Below are 21,176 nucleotides of genomic sequence, written 5' to 3' on the forward strand. Positions count from 1 at the left end.
CGCGCTGAACGGCATGTTACGCGCCCCACCCGGCGCTTATCTCCGGCACTCATTCTGGCTTAGCTCTTGAAGGGGCATAAGAATCCTCTCATATTTCGCCGCCTCTGTTTTAGCAATAACTGCCATTGAGACTATTAGCAGGCTAATGTATAAAAAATGTGATTATCTCATCCGTAACAAGCTTGCGACCGCGCCACTACCTTCGCCGAGGCATAGCCCCATATTCACAGGAGACGCTTGCAGGTTGCACCCGGCAATAGCGGACGTAAATAATCAGGGCTGGAATTGACGGAGCCTCTCGAGTGAATTAACTGAAAAGCCCCATTTGGGGCTTTATGTTCAAAGAGAGATATATCTACGAACGGTACTACTTAGAATCGATATTGCAGACCAGCGGTCACGGTATAGTTTTTATTTGAAATGCCGGCAGCGTCTCCACCAATGGAGGCCGACTCGCCGCTATTGGTGTCAATGATCTGAGTGCCGCCCTTGCCTTCTTCATATTTACTGTATGTAAATTCAGCAAAAACTTTGGCATTAGGTGTGACATAATATCCGGCATCAATAGACGTACCATAATAACGCGAGTTAGTCGTCTTCTCACGGAAAGTGAGATCCCGCATGTAGTGCTCATCGTTATCATGTGCCCGAACCCAGTCGCTGAATTTAAACAAGGCATTAAATTCAAAATCATTGATACGATACTGACCAGCAAGGCCAATGTATGGCATAGAGAACCGCTGACTATAACCGATTCCTTGTTCTCCTGTCGGGAAATTTCCAGTATAAGCACCGTTATCATAGTTGTATGAACCACCGGTAGCCGTCCAGCTGAAACGAGTTTCCTGATAACCTGCGATTACACCGGCTTTATAAGCTTCATTCTGGAAGATCCAGCCTTTTACATTGAGGTCGTATTCATTGGCATAATTGACATTCGTGGCAGGGTGAGATGAGTGATCAGTCCATCCGGATTGGTTGTCATTCATCCAGTCGTAATCATCCATATGACCAGACCCAGAAGCCAGAGATGTCCACCCGCGAGCGTTCAGTGTCAGAAAGGAGTATGCATCCCAGGAAATATCGCCTTTCAGAATGGCGACATTCTTGATTTTCCAGTCCAACTGACTGATTTTTCTACCTGTACCCGCGTCATAAACCATCTCATGAGACTTTCCGCTTAGCATCCCTGCAGAGGTTGATACAGAAAAACTTTCCGGAGAGAAATTCGGAGTTAACTGCGTTGATTCTGCATAAGTAGTTCCTGAAAGCGTGGCCATCATCATTACTGCAACAGTACTTTTTTTCATTTTTATTCCCATAGGCAAAAGGTATTCCATAAGTTGCAGATGTAGTTTAAATCTCATACAAATATGAAGCAACTGTCAATTTTTGTAATTCTTATTTACGAGCACGGTTAAACTTGATTCCGGATTACTTACTGCGCTCATTTTAATCAGGTGCATCCTGGCTATCTATAAGGGGTGCATTCGTTGTGCATTTATGCCGCGCCTGAAGCGACTAACAACGAACAATTTGTCTGGCCAAATTCATTGTTAAGCAGCGGGAAAATCGGTGGAATTTCCGGTATCGATTTTAGAGGCTTGAGATTCTTAAGTGACTTCAGCGATGGCAAATTAGGTGCCGCAATCAAATTCTTTACCGCACAAGCCACATAACCATCGTGGTCAACCAACATACCTTTAGTAAACCAGCCTAAATGACTGCCATTGAATCCATAAACATCAAACTCATTGTTCTGACTGCGTTTAAGGTAGGCGCCAGGTTCACCATCCCAGCTATATATAGTTAAATCATCATCGAGAGCAATGTAAGCGACTGGGTCGCCTTGATTGTCATAAAGATCCAGGTCATTGCCCGCTGAAACAAGAGTTGAGAAAAGCAGGACTGGCAGCAGAAGTAATTTTTTCATGTGTTCGCAAGTTTCTTAAAAAGGAAATTATTCGCAAATTCTACCAAATTTATGGGAAAAACCACTTTCCTGTCTCGCTCATAACCTCCTTACATGGCTGCCGGGCAAAAAATTTTGGCAGTCAGCGTTCACCTGACCTGCAGCAAGTCGCTATATCGTGTCGTATAGCGTGGAGATATCATGTTCCTTTTCATCTGCCATCCCGCCTGTATCCCTTGTCCGGCAAAGTACAGAGATCCTCTGCCGTTTTTGGCATTGAGATGATCCAGAACCGCCATCAGCTTTTCACTGTTCTTTCGTGGCGCATTGTCGTCGAACAGGTTCAACTGGGCCACGCCCTGGCTGTAGAAGTCGCAGAGCATCACACCCGCTTTTTGATAACGGTGTCCATCTTTCCAGATGCCATCGAGGCACCTGCTGGCCGCAGCGATGATGTCCCGACTATCCTGGGTCGGGGTCAGTAGTTTTACCGATGCGTTGTTGCTGTAATAGGGCTTATTCAGCGCAAATGGGCTGGTTTTGACAAATGCCGAGATAAACCGGCAGTACTGATGTTCACTGCGGAGTTTTTCCGCTGCGCGCGATGCATAGCTGCATATCGCCTGCCGCATCTCATGATATTCCGTAATGCGGCCGCCGAACGAACGGCTACAGACGATCTCCTGTTTTTCCGGGGCAAACTCTTCGAGGCCAAGACATGGCTCGCCGCGCAACTCGCGCACCGTGCGCTCCAGCACCACATTGAAATGCTTCCGGATAAAGCGGATATCGGTATCCGCCAGCTGAAGTACCGTTTTGATGCCCATGGCTTCCAGTTTTTTACTGATGCGGCGCCCAACGCCCCAGACCTCATCAATTTGCAGTACAGCCATCAACTTACGCTGTTTGTCGATATTGGACAGGTCCACCACCCCGCCCGTTTGCCGCTGCCACTTCTTCGCCGCGTGGTTGGCCAGCTTTGCGAGGGTTTTAGTCTGGGCGATACCGACACCCACGGTGAGATGCGTCCTTCGCCGTACCGTTTCGCGTATCTCCCGGCCAAAATCGGTCAGGTCACGACAGTTACGCACGCCAGTCAGGTCGCAAAAGGCTTCATCGATACTGTAAATTTCGCACCGCGGCAAAAGCTCCTCTAACGTTGTCATGACCCGGTTCGACATGTCCGCATATAGCTCGTAATTACTGCTGAAACAGATGACGCCGTGCTGGCGGAAAATATCCTGCTGTTTGAAAAACGGCGCCGCCATTTTCACAAATTTCTTTGCCTCCGCAGAGTGTGCTATCACGCAACCATCGTTATTCGACAGGACAACCACCGGTCGCCCTTTCAAATCGGGTCGAAAGACCGTCTCACAACTCGCGTAAAACGAGTTCACATCACATAGCGCGAACATTGTTCAGCCTGCGGACTTGATGATGTACGTGACGACACCGAACACATCTAACGTATCTTCGCTCCCGATGATAATCGGGGAATAGGCGCTGTTCATTGGGTTAAGCTGCACCGTCGGCCGCAACTGCAACTTTTTGACGGTAAAATCCCCTGCTACGGAGGCGATCACAATATTGCCATGTTCCGCTTTACGCGAACTGTCGACAACAAGGAGATCGCCCTCGCTGATACCGCCCTCGATCATGCTGTCTCCGGCGGCCTTAACGAAATACGTCGCGCTGGGGTGACTGATCAACAACGCGTTGAGGTCGATACGTTGCTCAACATAATCCTGCGCCGGGCTGGGGAAACCACACGGCACCGGGTCGCTAAATAGCGGAATGAAAAGGACTTCGCGGATCTCAGTCGGTGTATAAAACTTCATAATGCCCACCTCTCATGTTGACACTGGTCATGCATACAGTATATATACTGTAATTATATCCAGTAAAGAGGGCGAGAAATGTTTGTGGAACTGATTTATGACAAGAGAAACTTTGAAGGGCTGAACGGAGCAAAGGAGACCATTACGGCAGAATTAACTCAGCGTATTCATAGAATTTTTCCCGATGCCGACGTATGCGTAAAACCGATGACGACCTTACCCGCGATCAATACGGATGCCAGCAAACACGAAAAGGAGCAAATCAGCCGGGTTGTACAAGAGATGTTTGAAGAGGCGGATATGTGGATGATGGAGGAGTGATGGAATGACTCCCGTCATACATTTGCATGCCAGCCAGCGCATACGAATGGCCAGATGGTTTTCAATGTTTACGGAAAGTGAGTGTCGGAACAAAACAGCGATCGGCTTGCTCTCCTGAACACTAATTTTGCTTTCAATCCCCCATCTATGCCCCACAAGTAAGCGGTCGGAATATGAATACATTACAACCGCTTACCTGGGTATTAGTGTTTGATCATCACATGGCGCACGACGGTATAGTCTTCCAGACCGTACATCGACATGTCCTTACCATAGCCGGAGAGCTTCTGCCCACCGTGCGGCATCTCGCTGACCAGCATAAAGTGGGTATTGACCCAGGTGCAGCCGTACTGCAGACGCGCGCTCAGGCGATGAGCCCTGCCCACATCGCGGGTCCATACCGACGAAGCCAGCCCGTACTGCGAGTCATTGGCCCATGCCAGCACCTGATCTTCATCGTTGAACGACGTCACGCTGACTACCGGGCCAAACACCTCGCGCTGAACAATATCATCATCCTGCTTTGCGCCAGCCAGCAGCGTCGGCTGATAGAAATATCCCTTACCTGCCGCCTGGCTTCCGCCGGTCACCACCTGGATATGCGGTAACGCGCGTGCAGCCTCAACGGCAGCGCTGACCCGCTCGAGATGCGCCTGCGAACTCAGCGGCCCCAGTTCGGTGGACGGGTCGTCCGGCTGGCCCATTTTCAGCGTGGCCACGGCCGCACCCAGCTTCTCCACCAGCCGATCGTAGATCCCCTGCTGGGCATAAATGCGACAGGCGGCGGTGCAATCCTGACCGGCATTATAAAAACCGAAGGTTCTCACCCCTTCCACAACGGCAGCGATATCCGCATCGTCAAACACGATCACCGGCGCTTTGCCCCCCAGCTCCATGTGCGTGCGTTTTATCGACGAGGCGGTATGGCCGATAATGTGGGCGCCGGTGGCAATCGACCCGGTGAGCGACACCATGCGCACTTTCGGATGACCGGTCAGCGGATCGCCTACGCTTTTGCCGCGACCAAACAGCACGTTCAGCACGCCGGCGGGGAGAATATCCCTGGCCAGCTCCGCCAGTTTCAGCGCGGTCAGCGGCGTAATCTCTGACGGTTTGATGACCACGCAGTTGCCGGCCGCCAGCGCTGGCGCCAGCTTCCACGCCGCCATCATTAACGGATAGTTCCACGGCGCGATAGAGGCCACCACGCCAACCGGATCCCGGCGAATCATCGAGGTGTGCCCTTCCAGGTATTCGCCCGCCGCCATGCCCGGCAGGCAACGCGCCGCGCCGGCAAAAAAGCGAAACACGTCGGCAACGGCGGGCATCTCGTCGTTTATCACGCAGTGCAGGGGTTTGCCGCAGTTTAAGGATTCCAGCTTCGCCAGCGCTTCAGCGTGGTCGGTAATCGCCTCCGCCAGCTTTAACAGAGTCTCGGCGCGGGTTTTCGGCGTCGTCTGGCTCCAGTTGACAAAGGCCCGATCCGCCGCCTCAACCGCCGCGTTGACCTGGGCCTCCGAGGCTTCCGCAATCTGCAGAATGACTTCACCATTAGCAGGATTGAATACCGGCACCATTTCGCCTTCACCCGCCACTAACTCACCGTTAATCAAAAGGTTATGTTGCATAGCATTATCCTGTAGAAATGAATTATTTACTGTTTTCAGCGCTCATGTCGCTATCACGGGTTAGCCACCAGGCGCCCAAAATGGGTATCGTCGTCACCAGCATCACCAGCAGTGCAACCACGTTGGTTACCGGCACATCGCGCGGGCGCCCCAGTTGGTTTAACAACCACAGCGGCAAAGTACGCTCATGCCCGGCGGTAAACGTGGTGACGATAATTTCATCAAACGATAAGGCGAAGGCCAGCATTCCCCCCGCCAGCAGCGCCGAACCCAGATTCGGCAGCACGACGTAGCGAAAGGTCTGCCAGCCCGTCGCGCCTAAGTCCATTGATGCCTCCACCAGACTCCACGACGTCCGGCGAAAACGGGCGATGACATTGTTGAACACCACCACCACGCAAAACGTGGCATGCCCAACGACGATAGTGAGCAGGCCAGGTTCCAGATTGACGGCCTTAAAGGCCGTCAGCAGCGCCAGTCCGGTGATAATCCCCGGCAGCGCGATCGGCAACAGCAGCAGGAGCGATACGGCGTTTTTACCAAAAAACGTACTGCGCCATAATGCGCCTGCAGCCAACGTGCCAAGTACCAACGCAATCGCCGTCGACAGCGCGGCAATTTTAAGTGACAACGTCACGGCATCAATAATATCGCTGCGCCCCGCCGCCTCGCTGAACCAGCGCAGCGTCAGGCCCTGAGGCGGAAAGCTAAAGGCGGCATCTTCGGTATTGAAGGCATACAGCGCGATAATCAGCAGCGGAAAATGGAGGAATACCACCCCGCCCCAGGTGGCCACTTTCAGCAACAACGGTGCCCGTTCAGAGTGCATCGAACGCTCCCAGGCGCTTCACGAACGCCAGATAGAGGGCAATCAGCACAATCGGCACCAGGGTAAACGCGGCCGCCATCGGCATGTTGCCGATAGCCCCCTGCTGGGAATAGACCATATTGCCAATAAAGAAGCCGGGCGGCCCCACCAGTTGCGGTACGATAAAGTCCCCCAGCGTCAGGGAGAAAGTAAAAATCGACCCGGCGGCAATGCCGGGTATCGCCAGCGGCAACACCACGTAACGGAAGGTCTGCCGCGGGCGGGCGCCGAGATCGGCGGAAGCCTGTAGCAGCGAAGGCGGCAAACGTTCCAGCGCCGCCTGTACCGGCAGGATCATAAACGGCAGCCAGATATAGACGAACACCAGAAAACGGCCGAGGCCCGAGGTCGACAGCGTATTTCCGCCGACCGCCGGAATCGTCAGCACCAGGTTTAACACTCCCTCCAGCCCGAGATGCCCGAGAAACCACTGCGCCACGCCATCTTTCGCCAGCAGTAGCGTCCAGGCGTAGGCCTTTACGATATAGCTCGCCCACATGGGCAGCATGACGGCAATATAGAAGAACGCTTTCATTTTGCCGCGGGTATAGCGGGCCATATACCACGACATCGGCAAAGCCAGCACCGCGCTGGCCACCGTCACCGCCAGCGCCATCACCAGCGTGCGGACAATGATGTCGTAGTTCGCCGGATTAAACAGCGCTTTGAGATTGGCGAGCGTCAGCTCGGTGGTGACCGACATGGTGAAATCATCAAAGGTGTAGACGCTTTGCCACAGCAATGTCAGCAGCGACCCCAGATAGACGATGCCGAACCACATCAACGGACCCAGCAGGAGTAAGAACAGGCCCAGCGATGGCCTGCGCCAGAAGAGTCCGGACAGACGCCCGGACGGCGCGCGCGGAATGACCATCGTCATCTCAGCCCCCTTGTTCCAAAGGCACCATCGCCGAACGTGACCACGAAGCCAGCACCGTCTGTCCGGTCTGCGGCGCGCTGGATACCATCCCGCCATCGCTGTTCGCCTGGCTGACCAGCAGCTTATCGCCATTCGCCAGCTTCAGTTCGATACGCGTCGCGGCCCCCTGGTACTGGACCGCCTGCACCACGCCCTGAACCTGCACTTCTCCACCGCTGTCGAGACGAATATGTTCCGGCCGCAGCGACCAGACCCCGCGCATCCCGCACAGGCGGGCGGCAAGCTCACTATCAAATACGTTAGCGGTACCAACAAACCCGGCAACAAACGCGGTTTTCGGACGCAGATAGAGGTCGTGCGGGGCATCAATCTGCTCGATACGCCCGTTATTAAAGACCGCCACCCGATCGGACATCGACAGCGCTTCGCCCTGATCGTGGGTGACGAAGATAAAGGTGATCCCCAGCGTCTGCTGAAGTTTTTTCAGCTCGACCTGCATCTGTTCGCGCAGCTTTAAGTCCAGCGCGCCAAGCGGCTCATCAAGCAGCAGCACCCGCGGTTCATTCACTAAAGCGCGGGCAATCGCCACCCGCTGCCGCTGTCCGCCGGAGAGCTGCGACGGTTTGCGGGTGTGCACAAACCCGAGTGCCACCTTTTCCAGCGCCTCCTGCGCGCGAAAATGGCGCTCCTTTTTGCCGATACCTTTGACCATCAGCCCGTAGGCCACGTTATCGAGGATCGACATATGCGGAAACAGCGCATAGTCCTGAAAGACGGTATTCACATCGCGCTGCCACGGCGGCAGCTCGCTGGCCTTGTGACCGTAAATGGCAATCGCCCCGCCCGAGAGCTGTTCGAATCCGGCAATCAGCCGCAGGCAGGTGGTTTTGCCGGAGCCGGATGGCCCCAGCATGGAGAAAAATTCGCCATCACGGATCCCCATGTTGACGCCGTCCACCGCGCGAACGTCACCATAGAAACGAGAGACATTGTGAAACTCTACCGCGTACGTCATGTTCTGCCTCCGGCCGATTACCGGCCGCCCATAATCGCGATATAGTCCTGCGTCCAGCGGCTATAGGGCACATATTTCCCCCCTTCGGCCACCGGCGTTTTCCAGAATGCAATTTTAGCGAACTCGTTGTAGCCATTGGTTTCGCACCCTTTGTCACCCAGTAGCGTACTCGCCTTACAGCCTTGCGGTACCACCGGCAACGAGCCGAACCACGCCGCCACGTCGCCCTGTACCTTCGGCGTCAGCGACCAGTTCATCCATTTATAGGCGCACACCGGGTGTCTGGCGTCGCTATGTAACATTGTGGTATCCGCCCAGCCGGTGACGCCCTCTTTCGGAAAGACGGTGGCTATCGGCTGGCCGTCGGCTTTTAAGCCGTTGGCCTGATATGGCCAGGCGCTGGAGGCCACCACGCCTTCGTTTTTGAAGTCGCTCATCTGAACGGTGGTGTCATGCCAGTAACGGTGGATTAGCCCATGCTGCGCGCGCAGCACCTTCAGTACCGCCTGATACTGGGCTTCGGTCAGTTGGTAGGGGTCGGTAATGCCCAGCTGCGGCTGGGTTGCTTTCACGAACAGCGCCGCATCGGCAATATAGATAGGGCCGTCGTAGGCCTGGACGCGCCCTTGATTACTTTTACCATCGGAGAGTTTCTGCTCCACAAAGACCACGTTCCAGCTGTCCGGCGGCGTCGGGAATATTTTAGTGTTGTACATCAGCAGGTTGGGTCCCCACTGGTACGGGGTGCCGTAGACTTTACCGCCGACGTTAAACCAGGCGCCTTTTTCAACGCGGGGATCGAGGGTAGACCAGTTGCCGATCAGCGCCGTATTAATGGGCTGCACCCGTTTGCCCATAATTAAGCGCAGCGAGGCGTCACCCGAGGCGGTGACCAGGTCATACCCGCCTTTCGCCATCAGGCTGACCATCTCATCGGACGTGGCGGCCGTTTTCACGTTCACCTGACATCCGCTCTCTTTTTCAAACTGGCTCACCCAGTCATAGTTTTTATCCGTCTGGCCGCGCTCGATATAGCCCGGCCAGGCGATAATATCAAGCCGCCCTTCGCCTTTATCCAGTGAAGCGGGCGGCTCAGCGGCCTGCGCCGTCAGGATAGCCATCCCCAGCGCATAGAGGCTGCCACGGGCAATTTTTTTGCTCATCGGGTGTTACTCCTGTCACAATAAAATTAGCGGCAGCCATGCCGTAAAAATATCTCCCTTAATAACCATAGACGGCGCACTTACGCCCCCTGGAGAAATTTATTCAGGTTGTGACAAGGGGCGCATTCCACAAAAATCGATGAATGCCTGACAACAATATGGATTATAGACAAGGAGTTAGAGGCAGGATACGGCTATGCGTATTTCCTATGACCAGGGCCGGTAAAATATTAACCGGCCGGGTTTGATAATACTATTTAGTTATTTTATCCGCGACTGTTTGGCCGTAGATAAAACAATCAGCGTTTCAGCTCAGCTGCTCACGAATAAGTTCGCCGAGTCGTTTAACCCCCTGCTCTTCTCTTTCTCCCCAGCCCCACGCGGTATTAAAGCGGAAAAATGACGTCCAGCTGGCGGTGATAGAGAACATCTTCCCGGGCGCAATACTGATATTATCGCGCAAGGCCCGGGCGCTCAGCTCTCCGGCATCGGCCCCTTCCGGCAGTTCGAGCCACAAAAAGTAACCGCTGTCGCTGTGATGGATTTTCACCTCAGCGGGCAGATGGCGCAGCAGCGCCTGCCAGGCCTGCTGTTTACGCTCAGCAAGCTGGCGACGCAGGCGGCGGAGGTGGGCGTCATAGCGCCGGGTAGAGAGGTAATCGACCAACGCCATCTGCATCGGCGAACTGGTGGAAAGCGTACTCATTAACTGTAGTTGCTGAATCCGTTTAGCATGTTTACCGGCCGCGACCCAGCCGATACGAAAACCAGGCACCAGGCATTTTGAGAACGAACTACAGTGCAGCGTCATCTCCTGCCGGTCCCAGAATTTGGCGGGGAGCGGTTTTTCGCGGCCAAAATAGAGTTCACTGTAAACATCATCCTCAATCAGCACCACGTTATAGCGAGCCAGCAGATCCACCAGTTGCGCCTTTTTCTCCGCGCTAAGCGTAAAGCCGAGCGGATTCTGTCCATTGGTCATCAGCCAGCAGGCCTTGACCGGGTAACTCTGCAGCGCCTGCTCCAGCGCGGCTAAATCAATCCCCTCTTTGACATCCGTCGCCACCGACAGTGCTTTCAGGCGCAGCCTTTCCAGCGCCTGCAGCGCGCCGTAAAAACAGGGATTTTCCACCACCACCCAGTCGCCCGGTTCCGTCACCGCCTGCAGGCTGAGATTCAGCGCTTCCAGGGCCCCCGCGGTAATCACGATTTCATCCGGCGAGATATTCATCCCCTGCAGCGCGTAGCGGCGGGCGATCGCGTGGCGCAGATCGTCATTGCCCGGCGGCAAATTCTCAATCACGCTCATGGCGGTGGCGTGTTTGCTCACTTGCGCCAGCGAGCGATTAAGCTGCTGGAGCGGAAACAGCCGCGGGTCGGGGAATGCCGAGGCGAAGGGCAGCATCGCAGCCCTACGGCTGGCCTGCAGCACCTCAAAAATGTAGGTGTTGATGTCTACCGATTCATCACGCGTCACCTGCGCAGGCGGTGGCGGCTGGCGAAGCCTGACCGGTTTTGGCGCCACGTAGTAGCCGGACTGCGGGCGGGCAATAATCCGCCCCTGGCTTTCCAGCAGTTGGTAAGCGTGGCTGACGGTCATAAAGCTCATGCCGCTGCTGATCACCTGCTCGCGTAGAGAAGGCAGCCGGTCGCCGGGTTGCCAGACACCGAGCGCAATCTGTTCGGTCAGCTGCTGCGCAAGCTGCTGATACTTTTTCATGAGGAGTCTCGCGATTCAGGTTTATGCCTATAGTATATCAGCCATAAAAAAATAGCCGTTTATAATAACTGTTATATCTCTGCCCGCCCCGCTCTACTGTCGACCCGCGACGGAAAAACAGGCCCCCGATCGTCGGTATCGACAGTTGCAACGGCCTGTCGCAGTATAAAGACGGGGGCGACTGTCGCACCGTGGGATGTCAGTAACGAAGCGCAAATCGGCGCGGCAGCGCTCTCCGACCGCGGCCGTGCGCCGTGGAATCTGGCCCTTTCAACTTAATGACGCGGAGCTTTATATGGAAAACCAACAGCGACAGGTCATCGCTCACTAACAGCCGATAAAAGCCATAACAGTCAGGCAACTGTTATTACAAAAAACACCCTTTCTGCCTCTGCAACCCTACCCATTCGGCACCTATAATTGCGCTGAATCAATTTTCTTGCGGAGTTCTGCATGTTCGGTCTTGATGCATTCCACCTTGCGCGAATCCAATTCGCCTTTACCGTCTCATTCCACATTATCTTTCCCGCCATCACCATTGGCCTGGCCAGCTATCTGGCGGTACTGGAAGGATTGTGGCTGAAGACAAAAAATCCTGTCTGGCGCTCGCTTTACCACTTCTGGTCAAAGATTTTCGCCGTTAACTTCGGCATGGGCGTCGTCTCCGGTCTGGTGATGGCCTACCAGTTCGGCACTAACTGGAGCGGTTTCTCCGAGTTTGCCGGCAGTATTACCGGCCCGCTGCTGACTTATGAAGTCCTGACCGCCTTCTTCCTTGAGGCGGGATTCCTCGGGGTCATGCTCTTTGGCTGGAATCGTGTCAGCCCCGGCATGCACTTTTTCGCCACCTGCATGGTCGCCCTGGGAACCATCATCTCAACCTTCTGGATCCTCGCCTCCAACAGCTGGATGCAGACCCCGCAGGGGTTCGAAGTCGTTAACGGCCAGGTGGTCCCCGTCGACTGGTTCGCGGTTATCTTCAACCCGTCGTTCCCGTATCGTCTGTTTCATATGACGGTGGCGGCTTTTCTCAGCAGCGCCCTGTTTGTCGGGGCCTCGGCGGCGTGGCATCTGCTGCGCGGTAACAACACGCCGGCGATCCGCGCGATGTTTTCGATGGCGCTGTGGATGACGCTTATCGTTGCCCCTGTTCAGGCGATGATCGGCGATATGCACGGTCTGAACACCCTGAAACATCAGCCGGCGAAAATTGCCGCCATCGAGGGACACTGGGAAAACCCTCCGGGCGAACCGACGCCCCTGCTGCTGGTCGGCTGGCCGGATATGGAGCAGGAACGCACCCGCTACGGACTGGAGATCCCGGCTCTCGGCAGCCTGATCCTGACCCATAGTCTGGACAAACAGGTTCCTGCCCTGAAGGAATTCGCGCCGCAGGACCGTCCCAACGCCACCGTGGTGTTCTGGTCATTTCGCCTGATGGCCGGACTCGGCATGTTGATGATCCTGCTTGGTACGCTGGCGCTGTGGCTGCGCTACCGCAAACGTCTGTATCAGTCGAAACCCTTCCTGCGCTTTGCGCTGTTGATGGGTCCTTCCGGGCTGATTGCCATTCTCGCCGGTTGGGTCACGACCGAAGTGGGCCGCCAGCCCTGGGTGGTCTATGGCGTACAACGCACTGCTGATGCCGTCTCCGCCCACGGCGACATGCATATGACCATCAGTCTGCTGATTTTCTTCGTCGTCTATAGCTCGGTATTTGGCGTCGGCTACAGCTATATGCTGCGCCTGATCCGCAAAGGACCACAGACCTTCAATCCACCGGTATCCGGTACCCCGGCCCGCCCGCTCTCCGCGGCAACAGAAGGTTTTCAGCATAAGGAGTCCCACTAATGGGGATCGATCTCTCAGTTATCTGGTTCGTCATTATCGTCTTCGCCACCCTGATGTACATCGTGATGGATGGCTTCGATTTAGGGATCGGCATTTTGTTCTCGACCACCCGCGATGCGCAAGACCGCGACGTCATGGTTAACAGCGTGGCGCCGGTCTGGGACGGCAACGAAACCTGGCTGGTGCTTGGCGGCGCCGGGCTGTTCGGCGCGTTTCCCCTCGCCTATGCGGTGATTATCGATGCGCTGGCGATCCCGCTGACGTTAATGTTAATCGGCCTGATTTTTCGCGGCGTGGCGTTTGAGTTTCGCTTCCAGGCAACGCCGTCACATCGTCCGTTCTGGGATCGCGCATTCCTCTGCGGTTCGCTGCTGGCCACCTTCTCCCAGGGGGTGGTTGTCGGGGCGGTCATTAACGGCTTCCCGGTGAGCGGCCGCACGTTCAGCGGCGGCATGCTCGACTGGCTGACGCCGTTCACCCTGTTCTGCGGTCTGGGGTTGACCATCGCCTATGCGCTGCTGGGAGCCACCTGGCTGGTGATGAAGAGCGGAAATCCGCTACAGGAAAAAATGCGTCATACCTCGCGGACGCTGCTGCTGGCGCTGCTGGTCACCATCGCCGTCATCAGCCTGTGGACGCCGCTGGCGCAACCGGCCATCGCCGACCGCTGGTTCACTCTGCCGAACCTCTTTTTCCTGCTGCCGGTTCCCCTGCTGGTTGTGGCGATCGGCGTCTGGCTGTGGCGGGATCTGCACAACCCTGAGCGTCACGCGCTGCCCTTTATTCTGACGCTGGGCCTGGTGTTCCTCGGTTTCAGCGGTCTGGGGATCAGTATCTGGCCGCACATTATTCCACCGGGTATTACGCTGTGGCAGGCCGCCGCACCGCCGCAGAGCCAGGGGTTTATGCTGGTGGGCGCCCTGCTCATTATTCCGGTGATCCTGGGCTATACCTTCTGGAGCTACTACGTGTTCCGCGGCAAAGTCCAACATGGTGAGGGGTATCATTGATGAATCAGTCACGACTGAAGCAATTATTATGGATGGTCACACTATGGGGTGCCAGCGTGCTGGCGCTGGGCGCAGTCAGTATGCTCTTTCGCTTTTTAATGACCGCGGCGGGGCTGAAAGTTTAATCCGCAGCGCTCAGGATAACGCTGATACCCAGGCACTCCGGGTTATCACCATGTTGAGTGGCTGACAGTATCCATCATCGCTCTCAGGCCCGACGCGTTCATCGCATCGGGCTTTTTTTCGCCTTTCGTCAGCAACAACTGACGCAGACTTTGCTCTTCTTTGATAACCCGATAATAAAGCTCAAGAAATTCAGGGCATAGTAGCCCCACTCGTCTGTCACTGGAAATAGATATGCTCAGGAGATGCGTTTCGGCATTGGTGCTGATGTGTGCGTTATTTTCCGGCCATTTGCTGGCCCGCAAGCAAGGACATGACTACTTCCCGGTACAAAGCCTCGAACAGCAGCTGCTGCACGAGGCCGATAGTGATGAACTGCGCAGCCAGCGGGACGAGGCCGCCGCCGATCTGCGCGAGCGTCACCACTGGCAGAATGCGCGCAAACCGAAAATGCACTTCCGCCTGTAGCGTCTGCCGTCGATCAGGCGCCTTTCCGCTTCGGCAGGGTTTTTAACAGCTCATCCGGGCTGACCGAGGCGACGATGCTCCCCGGAAGCGGCATTTTCAAAATATGATTTTTCATCTTGCCGATGACGTGCATTTCGCACGGACGACAGTCGAATTTCAGCGTCAGCACTTCATCACCGTGAATGAGCTGCATCGGCGTCGCTTTCCAGCTCTTAATCGAGCCCTTGGCCTGTTTCGGGCATAAATTGAAGGCAAAACGCAGGCAGTGCTTGGTGATCATCACCGGCACATCGCCCTTCTCTTGATGCGCTTCATAGGCCGCATCAATGAGCTTGACGCCATAGCGCTGGTAAAACGCACGCGCCTTATGGTTATAGACGTTAGCAAGGAACGATAAATGGGTTTCGGGATAAACCGGCGGCGGGACGGAAACCGCTTTACGCTGGCCGCGCGGCGCGGCATTCACCCGCGCCTCGTCCAGCCGTTCTGCCGTTTCCCGACGCAGCTGATTGAGCAGGCTATTGGGCACAAACAGCGCGCCGGGGAGATTGATCCGCACATCGCGGGCAAAATAGATAGTTTGCCCCAGCTTCGCCACGCCGTCCCGCAGGTTCGCCAGCGCTTTCTCCGCGTGGGTCGCTTCGGCAAACTCGCCGTCGAGGGTGTGGGTGACGCTGACACCATCTTCGCAGGTCATCGTCAGCACCAGCTGTTCCTGCCAGCCGCTGAGTTCGATGTCCACCGCAATCCGCCGCTCGCTGGAGGTCTTTTGCAAAGCCTGCTGCCAGTTATGGTCGAGGTTACGGTTCAGCACCTGGTGCGGGCGGACTTTATGCAGGTCTGCCGGCATCTCGTTCGGCCAGACGCGATAGCGATTTTCGCCGGTTTTTTCCACCGTATTGGCGCGGAACCCGACGATTTCGCGCTTAATCATCACGTTGAGGCCATCGCCATTGGTCAGCGCCTCGCTCACTTCGACATCGAGGTGGTCTTTAGCCACTTTCAGCACTTCGCCCACCGGCAGGCCGATAAATTTCGGCGAATCGAACGCGCCGATGTCGCCTTTGCGGGCATTGACAAAGTAGTCGGTGCTGCCGCGATGGAAGGTTTTATCGGTGGAGGGAACGAAAAAGTGTTCGGTGCGCCCGGCGGACGAACGCCTCAGATCGCCACGATCTTCAATAATCGCATCGAGCATCTGCCGATAGTGCGCGGTGATGTTCTTCACATAGCTCATATCTTTATAGCGACCTTCAATTTTGAAGGAGCGCACCCCGGCGTCAATCAGTTGGGCCAGGTTTGCCGTCTGGTCATTATCCTTCATCGACAGCAGATGCTTCTCGTACGCCACCACCCGGCCCTGGTCATCTTTCAGGGTATACGGCAAACGGCACGCCTGGGAGCAGTCGCCGCGGTTGGCGCTGCGCCCGGTCTGGGCGTGGGAGATATTGCACTGCCCGGAATAGGCCACGCACAGGGCGCCATGAATAAAGAACTCGATCGTCGCGTCGGTATTGTCGTAAATCGCTTTAATCTGTTGCAGGTTCAGCTCGCGCGCCAGCACGATTTGGCTAAAGCCGACGTCGGAGAGGAATTTTGCCTTCTCGACGCTGCGAATGTCGCACTGGGTGCTGGCGTGAAGTTCAACAGGCGGAATATCCAGCTCCATCACCCCCATATCCTGCACGATCAGCGCATCAACGCCGGCTTCATACAGATCGGTAATCAGTCGCTGCGCAGGTTCCAGTTCATCATCGTGAAGAATCGTATTCAGCGTCACAAAGATTTTCGCGCCGTAGCGATGGGCGAAAGGCACCAGTCCGGCGATGTCGCTGAGGCTGTTGCTGGCGTTGTGGCGTGCGCCGAAACCCGGTCCGCCGATATAAACCGCGTCTGCGCCGTGTAAAATCGCTTCACGGGCGATCCCGGCATCGCGGGCGGGGCTAAGAAGTTCAAGATGATGGTTGTGCAGGCGCATACGCTCGTCGTTATCCGTTATAGGGGGTCGAAATGGCGGCTATTGTAGTCAGAAGTGGGCACAGACGAAATCATTTTCCATCGCGCGGAACGGGTGAATTTTCAGTTTCCAGCAAAGCATTGAAGGAAAAGGTATTTCCTTCGCAAAACGGCTACAGTTACAGTCATCTTGTATTCCGGATTTTCCTCGTCACGTTGTGAGTGGTTACATTAATCATTTGATTGGCCGCAGGTTAAATGCCCGCGGCTTTTTCTTTGGGATAATGTATCAGCGAGTGAAAATGGACCGTTTGCGCGCCGCGGTTACGATAGGCATGGGCCATGTCTCCGGCAAACCGCCGCCCCTCTCCGCTCGTTAGCGTCAGCCACTTCCCCTGCAGACACAGATCCAGCTCACCGCTTATCACCACCACATGTTCAATCACCCCTTTCTCATGCGGCGTGGATTCACTGAGCGCGCCGGGGGCAAGAGTAATCGAAAAATGGTCGAAACGCAGTTCCGGGTCCCACGGGAAAACGGGCGTCACCACCATCGCCTGCTGCTGCGGGTCAAAGGCGGTCGGCGCTGTCGCTTCATCGGTGACGATAAACGCCGAGAACGGCACGTTCAGACCGGTGGCGATTTTCCATAACGTGGCCACCGTCGGGCTGGATTCATTTCGTTCAACCTGCCCGAGCATCGCTTTTGATACCCCGGTTTCTTCCGCCAGTCGCGACAGGCTCCAGCCGCGCTGTTGACGCAGCGTTTTCAGGGTCGTCGCCAGATGTTGCGCAATATTCATTCCACCTCCTGATATGCTCAGCGGAAATTATACGCGCATTGGTATGATTCTACAGGGAGTTTAGTCGGGAAACGCGCCGGGAACGTCCGGGACGATGTTGACGGCGACATGCAAAGCGGGGAAAGATGGTTGTGCGCTATAGCGCACAGTGCTACATTTTACCGGACGCTATAACGCACAAGAGGTCACTATGCGCTCATTCTCACTCCCGCTGCCGACGTTGCTCGCCGGGTTTATCGCCGTTCTGGTGGGCTACGCCAGTTCGGCCGCCATTATCTGGCAAGCCGCCGCCAGCGCTGGCGCCAGCGCGAGTCAGATAGCTGGCTGGATGACGGCTCTCGGGCTGGGAATGGGGGTCAGCACACTGGCCCTCACTCTCTGGCGCAAAGTGCCGATCCTCACCGCCTGGTCGACCCCCGGCGCGGCGCTGCTGGTCAGCGGATTACAGGGGGTGACGCTGCACCAGGCGATCGGCGTGTTTATCTTTGCGAATGGCTTAATGGTGCTATGCGGGCTGACCGGCCTTTTTGCCCGGCTGATGAAAATCATCCCCCACTCGCTCGCAGCCGCCATGCTGGCAGGGATTTTACTGCGCTTCGGTCTGCAGGCCTTCGCCACCCTTGAAGGCCATCTGCTGCTGTGCGGCGGGATGCTGGCAGCCTGGCTGCTGTGTAAAGCGCTGTACCCGCGCTTTGCGGTGGTGGCAGCGCTGCTGGTCGGCGGCGCCATCGCCGTGTTCTCCGGCGATGTCGTCGGGACGCACATCAGCCTCGCTTTTGTCGCCCCGGAATATATCGCGCCGCAGTTTACCCCTTCGCTGTTGCTCAGCGTCGGCGTCCCCTTCTTCCTGGTCACCATGGCCTCGCAAAACGCCCCCGGATTCGCCACCATGCAGGCTTCCGGCTACCGGGTGCCCGTGTCGCCGCTGATTGTCGCTACCGCGGGTCTGGCGCTGGTACTGTCACCTTTTGGCGTTTATTCGATCTGTATTGCCGCCATTACCGCCGCAATTTGCCAAAGTCCGGAGGCCCATCCTGACCCGCAGCGACGTTGGCTGGCCGCCGCCGCCGCGGGCGGTTTTTATCTGCTGGCCGGCCTGTTCGGCGGATCGATTACGTCGTTGATGTCCGCCCTGCCGACGGCGTGGATTCAGATGCTGGCCGGGCTAGCGCTGCTCGGGACGCTTGGCGGAAGTCTGTCTCAGGCGCTGAATCAGGAGAATGAGCGCGACGCGGCGGTGGTGACGTTTCTGGTCACCGCCAGCGGCGTGACCCTGGCGGGGATCGGCTCGGCCTTCTGGGGACTGGCGCTCGGCGGGGTGAGTTTCGCCCTGCTGTCAGCGCTGCGCCGCGCGTAATTGTGAGGGCGTCAGGCCGGTGACGCTTTTCACCCGGTTGCTGAAATGGCTGGCGGAGCTGAAACCGCAGGCCATCGCGATATCGGTCAATGACCGGGCGCTGTGGCAGATAAGCGCCTGCGCCTTAACCATCCGCCGCTGCATCACATACTGGTGCGGCGCCATGTTCATTGACTGTCGGAACATCCGCGCGAAGTGATATTCGCTGAGCGCCGCCTCCTGCGCCAGATCCGCCAGCGTCAGCGGCTGATCCAGATGCTCCTCAATCCACGCCAGCAGATTGCGCAGAACGTGCGGCGCCAGGCCGCCGGAGACCGTGGGTAAACGCCACTGAACGTTCGAATAGTGCTGAATAAGGTGGGTCAGCAGCAGCGTGCTGGCGGAGCTTAGCGTCAGCTGGTTGGCCTGCTGCTGCCAGTCGCAATCGAGCAGAAACTGGCGATAGACGGCGGTGATTTTATCATCCCGGGAAAAGGTCTGTTCCTGCAGGCTAAATGACGCCGGGCTGCGGTCCCAGATCTGCTCGCCGACCCGACGTAGATGTTGGTCGGTACAGTACAGGTGTACGAACGAGAGGTCGCCGCGAATATCCCAGGTGCTCTCCGCCCCTTTTGGCATCAGGCAAAAACGATCCGGGCCGCCGCCGTTTTTCCAGCCCTGCGGCGTTTTCTGGTAACTTTCGTAACCATCGGCAACGTACAGACTCAGCGTATGATGGTCGCTGCGCACCGTAACCGTATCGCGATTGTTATACCACGCCGCCAGTTGAATACCGGAGTTGAGCTCCACCGTCTCCCGCAGGACAGCTTTTTGTCGGCGTAATATTTCGAACGTCCCGTATGCCATAACCTTCACACATCTGATTTCGCGAGCCCCTAGTCTATGAAGAGTCGACCGCGGATACCAGATCTCTCCGGCCGTTCGGCAAAAATAAGCGCAAGAATTTGCAAGTCCAGACCGCATGGATGACAGCGACGGCGCGCAAAAACCGCCACACTGCCTCCCTGGTGTACTTATGGGAGACATGTTTTGAACGCAATACTGTACGGACTGGTGGTTGTTATCTGGGGCACGACGTGGATTGCCATCTTTTTACAACAGGGGCCGGTCTCCGCGCCGGTCTCCATTTTCTGGCGTTTTGCGGTAGCCAGCGTCACGATGCTGGCGATTCTGCTGGCAACTCGTCGTCTGCGTCCGCTGGCGCTGCGCGATCATCTGTTCTGTGTGCTACAGGGCTGCTGCGTCTTCTGTTTCAACTTCTGGTGCTTTTATACCGCTGCCGCGTACATTAATACCGGCCTCGAATCGGTTATTTTTTCCATGGCGGTTCTGTTTAACGCCGTCAACGGGTTTATTTTCTTCCGTCAGCAGCCGCCCGCTCGTTTCTGGCTTGCCGCCGCGCTCGGCCTTGTGGGAATCATCACGCTGTTCTGGGACGATTTGCTCAGCAACGGGCTCAACGCGTCCCTGCTGTGGGGGATTGGCCTCAGCGCGCTGGGAACCTACGGTTTTTCCCTCGGCAATATGCTCAGTATGCGCCACCAGCGCCGTGGCCTGGAAACCCTGACCACCAACAGCTGGGCGATGCTCTACGGTACCCTGGTCATGGGGGCTATCGCTCTGGTGCGCGGCGATGATTTCACTCCCCAGTGGACGCTAAGCTATATGGGCGCGCTGTTGTACCTGGCGCTGTTCGGATCGGTGATTGCGTTCGGCGCTTACTTTACGCTGGTTGGGCGGATCGGCGCCGGCAAAGCCGCCTACAGTACCCTGCTGTTCCCGCTGGTGGCCCTGACGATTTCAACGTTTTACGAAGGCTACGTCTGGCACAGCAACGCGGTTATCGGGCTGATGCTGATTCTGGTGGGTAATCTGGTGATGTTTGCCCGCCCCGAGCAGTGGTTCCTGCGCCGCAGACTGGCTTAGACCCTGCCTGCTGGCATAAAAAGCGCCCTCCAGCAGGGCGCCTGTGCCTCACGGCAATCCCGTTTTGCATATGGTGCCCGCCTGAGCATCATGGCAAGCCCGTTTTGCATATGGCGTCCGCGTTTTGCCGGGTGGCGGCTGCGCCTGACCCGGCCTACAAAACCCGTCACCTTAAAGATTTGCACAAGCCCTGTAGGCCCGCACAAGCGCAGCGCCGTCGGGCAATTTAACAGGCGCGCTCCGTTGACCATCCAGGGGGCTCTCCTGAAGCGCGTCTGAGAACCATGACAGGCCGGTTTTGCATATGGCGCCCGCGTTTTGCCGGGTGGCGGCTGCG

The 21,176-nt window shown here is 56.4% G+C and carries 20 protein-coding genes; 7 read left to right on the forward strand and 13 right to left on the reverse strand.

Annotated elements, in window-relative coordinates; genetic code table 11:
- Positions 1-371: 371 nt before the first annotated feature.
- The 4 genes from Electrica_RS13040 to Electrica_RS13055 form a co-directional block, all read right to left on the reverse strand.
- Positions 372-1,310, reverse strand: coding sequence for an omptin family outer membrane protease (locus tag Electrica_RS13040; RefSeq protein ID WP_131049030.1), 939 nt, complete (start codon positions 1,308-1,310; stop codon positions 372-374).
- Positions 1,311-1,501: 191 nt separating this feature from the next.
- A complete protein-coding gene (locus Electrica_RS13045; RefSeq protein ID WP_141964655.1) occupies positions 1,502-1,933 on the reverse strand; it encodes a 4-fold beta flower protein in 432 nt (143 codons plus the stop codon).
- A 128-nt stretch (positions 1,934-2,061) separates the two neighbouring features.
- Positions 2,062-3,327: a Y-family DNA polymerase gene (locus Electrica_RS13050; protein WP_141964656.1), complete on the reverse strand. Its 1,266-nt coding sequence runs from the start codon at positions 3,325-3,327 to the stop codon at positions 2,062-2,064.
- 3 nt (positions 3,328-3,330) lie between these two features.
- Positions 3,331-3,750: a translesion error-prone DNA polymerase V autoproteolytic subunit gene (locus tag Electrica_RS13055; RefSeq protein ID WP_100686314.1), complete on the reverse strand. Its 420-nt coding sequence runs from the start codon at positions 3,748-3,750 to the stop codon at positions 3,331-3,333.
- Between the two features lie 78 nt (positions 3,751-3,828).
- On the opposite strand from Electrica_RS13055, the gene Electrica_RS13060 reads away from it, so the two are divergent.
- Positions 3,829-4,071: a DinI-like family protein gene (locus Electrica_RS13060; RefSeq protein WP_100686315.1), complete on the forward strand. Its 243-nt coding sequence runs from the start codon at positions 3,829-3,831 to the stop codon at positions 4,069-4,071.
- Positions 4,072-4,274: 203 nt separating this feature from the next.
- On the opposite strand, the gene patD is transcribed toward Electrica_RS13060, so the two are convergent.
- The 6 genes from patD to Electrica_RS13090 form a co-directional block, all read right to left on the reverse strand.
- Positions 4,275-5,699 carry an aminobutyraldehyde dehydrogenase gene (gene patD / locus Electrica_RS13065; protein ID WP_141964657.1) on the reverse strand — a complete coding sequence of 475 codons (1,425 nt, stop codon included), beginning with the start codon at positions 5,697-5,699 and terminating at the stop codon, positions 4,275-4,277.
- A 22-nt stretch (positions 5,700-5,721) separates the two neighbouring features.
- The gene (locus tag Electrica_RS13070) at positions 5,722-6,528 is read right to left on the reverse strand and encodes an ABC transporter permease (protein WP_141964658.1); all 807 of its coding nucleotides are present in this window, start codon (positions 6,526-6,528) and stop codon (positions 5,722-5,724) included.
- Positions 6,518-7,447 (reverse strand): ABC transporter permease, encoded by a 930-nt coding sequence (locus Electrica_RS13075; protein WP_141964659.1) that lies wholly within the window; start codon positions 7,445-7,447, stop codon positions 6,518-6,520. Before Electrica_RS13075 ends, Electrica_RS13070 begins: the two co-directional genes overlap by 11 nt.
- Before the next feature lies 1 nt (position 7,448).
- Entirely contained in the window at positions 7,449-8,462 is a 1,014-nt protein-coding gene (locus Electrica_RS13080; protein ID WP_141964660.1) for an ABC transporter ATP-binding protein, read from the reverse strand.
- 17 nt (positions 8,463-8,479) lie between these two features.
- The gene (ydcS, locus tag Electrica_RS13085; protein ID WP_131049021.1) at positions 8,480-9,625 is read right to left on the reverse strand and encodes a putative ABC transporter substrate-binding protein YdcS; all 1,146 of its coding nucleotides are present in this window, start codon (positions 9,623-9,625) and stop codon (positions 8,480-8,482) included.
- A gap of 307 nt (positions 9,626-9,932) precedes the next feature.
- Positions 9,933-11,345: an aminotransferase-like domain-containing protein gene (locus Electrica_RS13090; protein ID WP_141964661.1), complete on the reverse strand. Its 1,413-nt coding sequence runs from the start codon at positions 11,343-11,345 to the stop codon at positions 9,933-9,935.
- 453 nt (positions 11,346-11,798) lie between these two features.
- Between Electrica_RS13090 and Electrica_RS13095 the strand changes: the two genes are divergently transcribed.
- The 4 genes from Electrica_RS13095 (at position 11,799) to Electrica_RS13110 (ending at position 14,797) form a co-directional block, all read left to right on the forward strand.
- Positions 11,799-13,196, forward strand: a complete 1,398-nt coding sequence (locus Electrica_RS13095; RefSeq protein WP_141964662.1) for a cytochrome ubiquinol oxidase subunit I — start codon at positions 11,799-11,801, stop codon at positions 13,194-13,196.
- Entirely contained in the window at positions 13,196-14,206 is a 1,011-nt protein-coding gene (cydB, locus tag Electrica_RS13100) for a cytochrome d ubiquinol oxidase subunit II (RefSeq protein ID WP_131049019.1), read from the forward strand. Before Electrica_RS13095 ends, cydB begins: the two co-directional genes overlap by 1 nt.
- Positions 14,206-14,331, forward strand: a complete 126-nt coding sequence (locus Electrica_RS13105; RefSeq protein WP_131049018.1) for a DUF2474 domain-containing protein — start codon at positions 14,206-14,208, stop codon at positions 14,329-14,331. Before cydB ends, Electrica_RS13105 begins: the two co-directional genes overlap by 1 nt.
- Before the next feature lie 232 nt (positions 14,332-14,563).
- Positions 14,564-14,797, forward strand: a complete 234-nt coding sequence (locus Electrica_RS13110) for a DUF2554 family protein (RefSeq protein WP_131049017.1) — start codon at positions 14,564-14,566, stop codon at positions 14,795-14,797.
- Between the two features lie 13 nt (positions 14,798-14,810).
- On the opposite strand, the gene Electrica_RS13115 is transcribed toward Electrica_RS13110, so the two are convergent.
- Positions 14,811-16,775 (reverse strand): peptidase U32 family protein, encoded by a 1,965-nt coding sequence (locus Electrica_RS13115; RefSeq protein WP_100686326.1) that lies wholly within the window; start codon positions 16,773-16,775, stop codon positions 14,811-14,813.
- Positions 16,776-17,007: 232 nt separating this feature from the next.
- A complete protein-coding gene (locus Electrica_RS13120; RefSeq protein ID WP_141964663.1) occupies positions 17,008-17,556 on the reverse strand; it encodes a helix-turn-helix domain-containing protein in 549 nt (182 codons plus the stop codon).
- Positions 17,557-17,746: 190 nt separating this feature from the next.
- On the opposite strand from Electrica_RS13120, the gene Electrica_RS13125 reads away from it, so the two are divergent.
- Entirely contained in the window at positions 17,747-18,913 is a 1,167-nt protein-coding gene (locus Electrica_RS13125) for a benzoate/H(+) symporter BenE family transporter (RefSeq protein ID WP_141964664.1), read from the forward strand.
- On the opposite strand, the gene Electrica_RS13130 is transcribed toward Electrica_RS13125, so the two are convergent.
- Complete coding sequence (locus Electrica_RS13130; RefSeq protein WP_141964665.1) at positions 18,893-19,759, reverse strand: AraC family transcriptional regulator; 867 nt, start codon at positions 19,757-19,759, stop codon at positions 18,893-18,895. The genes Electrica_RS13125 and Electrica_RS13130 overlap by 21 nt on opposite strands.
- A 183-nt stretch (positions 19,760-19,942) precedes the next feature.
- Between Electrica_RS13130 and Electrica_RS13135 the strand changes: the two genes are divergently transcribed.
- The gene (locus tag Electrica_RS13135; RefSeq protein WP_100686330.1) at positions 19,943-20,839 is read left to right on the forward strand and encodes a DMT family transporter; all 897 of its coding nucleotides are present in this window, start codon (positions 19,943-19,945) and stop codon (positions 20,837-20,839) included.
- Positions 20,840-21,176 lie beyond the last annotated feature (337 nt).

The organism is Klebsiella electrica (genome assembly GCF_006711645.1).
Classification (GTDB): Bacteria; Pseudomonadota; Gammaproteobacteria; order Enterobacterales; family Enterobacteriaceae; genus Klebsiella; species Klebsiella electrica.

Bases quoted from the DNA above. Each gene is read 5' to 3' on its own strand.
- Electrica_RS13040 (WP_131049030.1), bottom strand. From the start codon at position 1,310: ATGAAAAAAAGTACTGTTGCAGTAATGATGATGGCCACGCTTTCAGGA.
- Electrica_RS13045 (WP_141964655.1), bottom strand. From the start codon at position 1,933: ATGAAAAAATTACTTCTGCTGCCAGTCCTGCTTTTCTCAACTCTTGTT.
- Electrica_RS13050 (WP_141964656.1), bottom strand. From the start codon at position 3,327: ATGTTCGCGCTATGTGATGTGAACTCGTTTTACGCGAGTTGTGAGACG.
- Electrica_RS13055 (WP_100686314.1), bottom strand. From the start codon at position 3,750: ATGAAGTTTTATACACCGACTGAGATCCGCGAAGTCCTTTTCATTCCG.
- Electrica_RS13060 (WP_100686315.1), top strand. From the start codon at position 3,829: ATGTTTGTGGAACTGATTTATGACAAGAGAAACTTTGAAGGGCTGAAC.
- patD (WP_141964657.1), bottom strand. From the start codon at position 5,699: ATGCAACATAACCTTTTGATTAACGGTGAGTTAGTGGCGGGTGAAGGC.
- Electrica_RS13070 (WP_141964658.1), bottom strand. From the start codon at position 6,528: ATGCACTCTGAACGGGCACCGTTGTTGCTGAAAGTGGCCACCTGGGGC.
- Electrica_RS13075 (WP_141964659.1), bottom strand. From the start codon at position 7,447: ATGACGATGGTCATTCCGCGCGCGCCGTCCGGGCGTCTGTCCGGACTC.
- Electrica_RS13080 (WP_141964660.1), bottom strand. From the start codon at position 8,462: ATGACGTACGCGGTAGAGTTTCACAATGTCTCTCGTTTCTATGGTGAC.
- ydcS (WP_131049021.1), bottom strand. From the start codon at position 9,625: ATGAGCAAAAAAATTGCCCGTGGCAGCCTCTATGCGCTGGGGATGGCT.
- Electrica_RS13090 (WP_141964661.1), bottom strand. From the start codon at position 11,345: ATGAAAAAGTATCAGCAGCTTGCGCAGCAGCTGACCGAACAGATTGCG.
- Electrica_RS13095 (WP_141964662.1), top strand. From the start codon at position 11,799: ATGTTCGGTCTTGATGCATTCCACCTTGCGCGAATCCAATTCGCCTTT.
- cydB (WP_131049019.1), top strand. From the start codon at position 13,196: ATGGGGATCGATCTCTCAGTTATCTGGTTCGTCATTATCGTCTTCGCC.
- Electrica_RS13105 (WP_131049018.1), top strand. From the start codon at position 14,206: ATGAATCAGTCACGACTGAAGCAATTATTATGGATGGTCACACTATGG.
- Electrica_RS13110 (WP_131049017.1), top strand. From the start codon at position 14,564: ATGCTCAGGAGATGCGTTTCGGCATTGGTGCTGATGTGTGCGTTATTT.
- Electrica_RS13115 (WP_100686326.1), bottom strand. From the start codon at position 16,775: ATGCGCCTGCACAACCATCATCTTGAACTTCTTAGCCCCGCCCGCGAT.
- Electrica_RS13120 (WP_141964663.1), bottom strand. From the start codon at position 17,556: ATGAATATTGCGCAACATCTGGCGACGACCCTGAAAACGCTGCGTCAA.
- Electrica_RS13125 (WP_141964664.1), top strand. From the start codon at position 17,747: ATGCGCTCATTCTCACTCCCGCTGCCGACGTTGCTCGCCGGGTTTATC.
- Electrica_RS13130 (WP_141964665.1), bottom strand. From the start codon at position 19,759: ATGGCATACGGGACGTTCGAAATATTACGCCGACAAAAAGCTGTCCTG.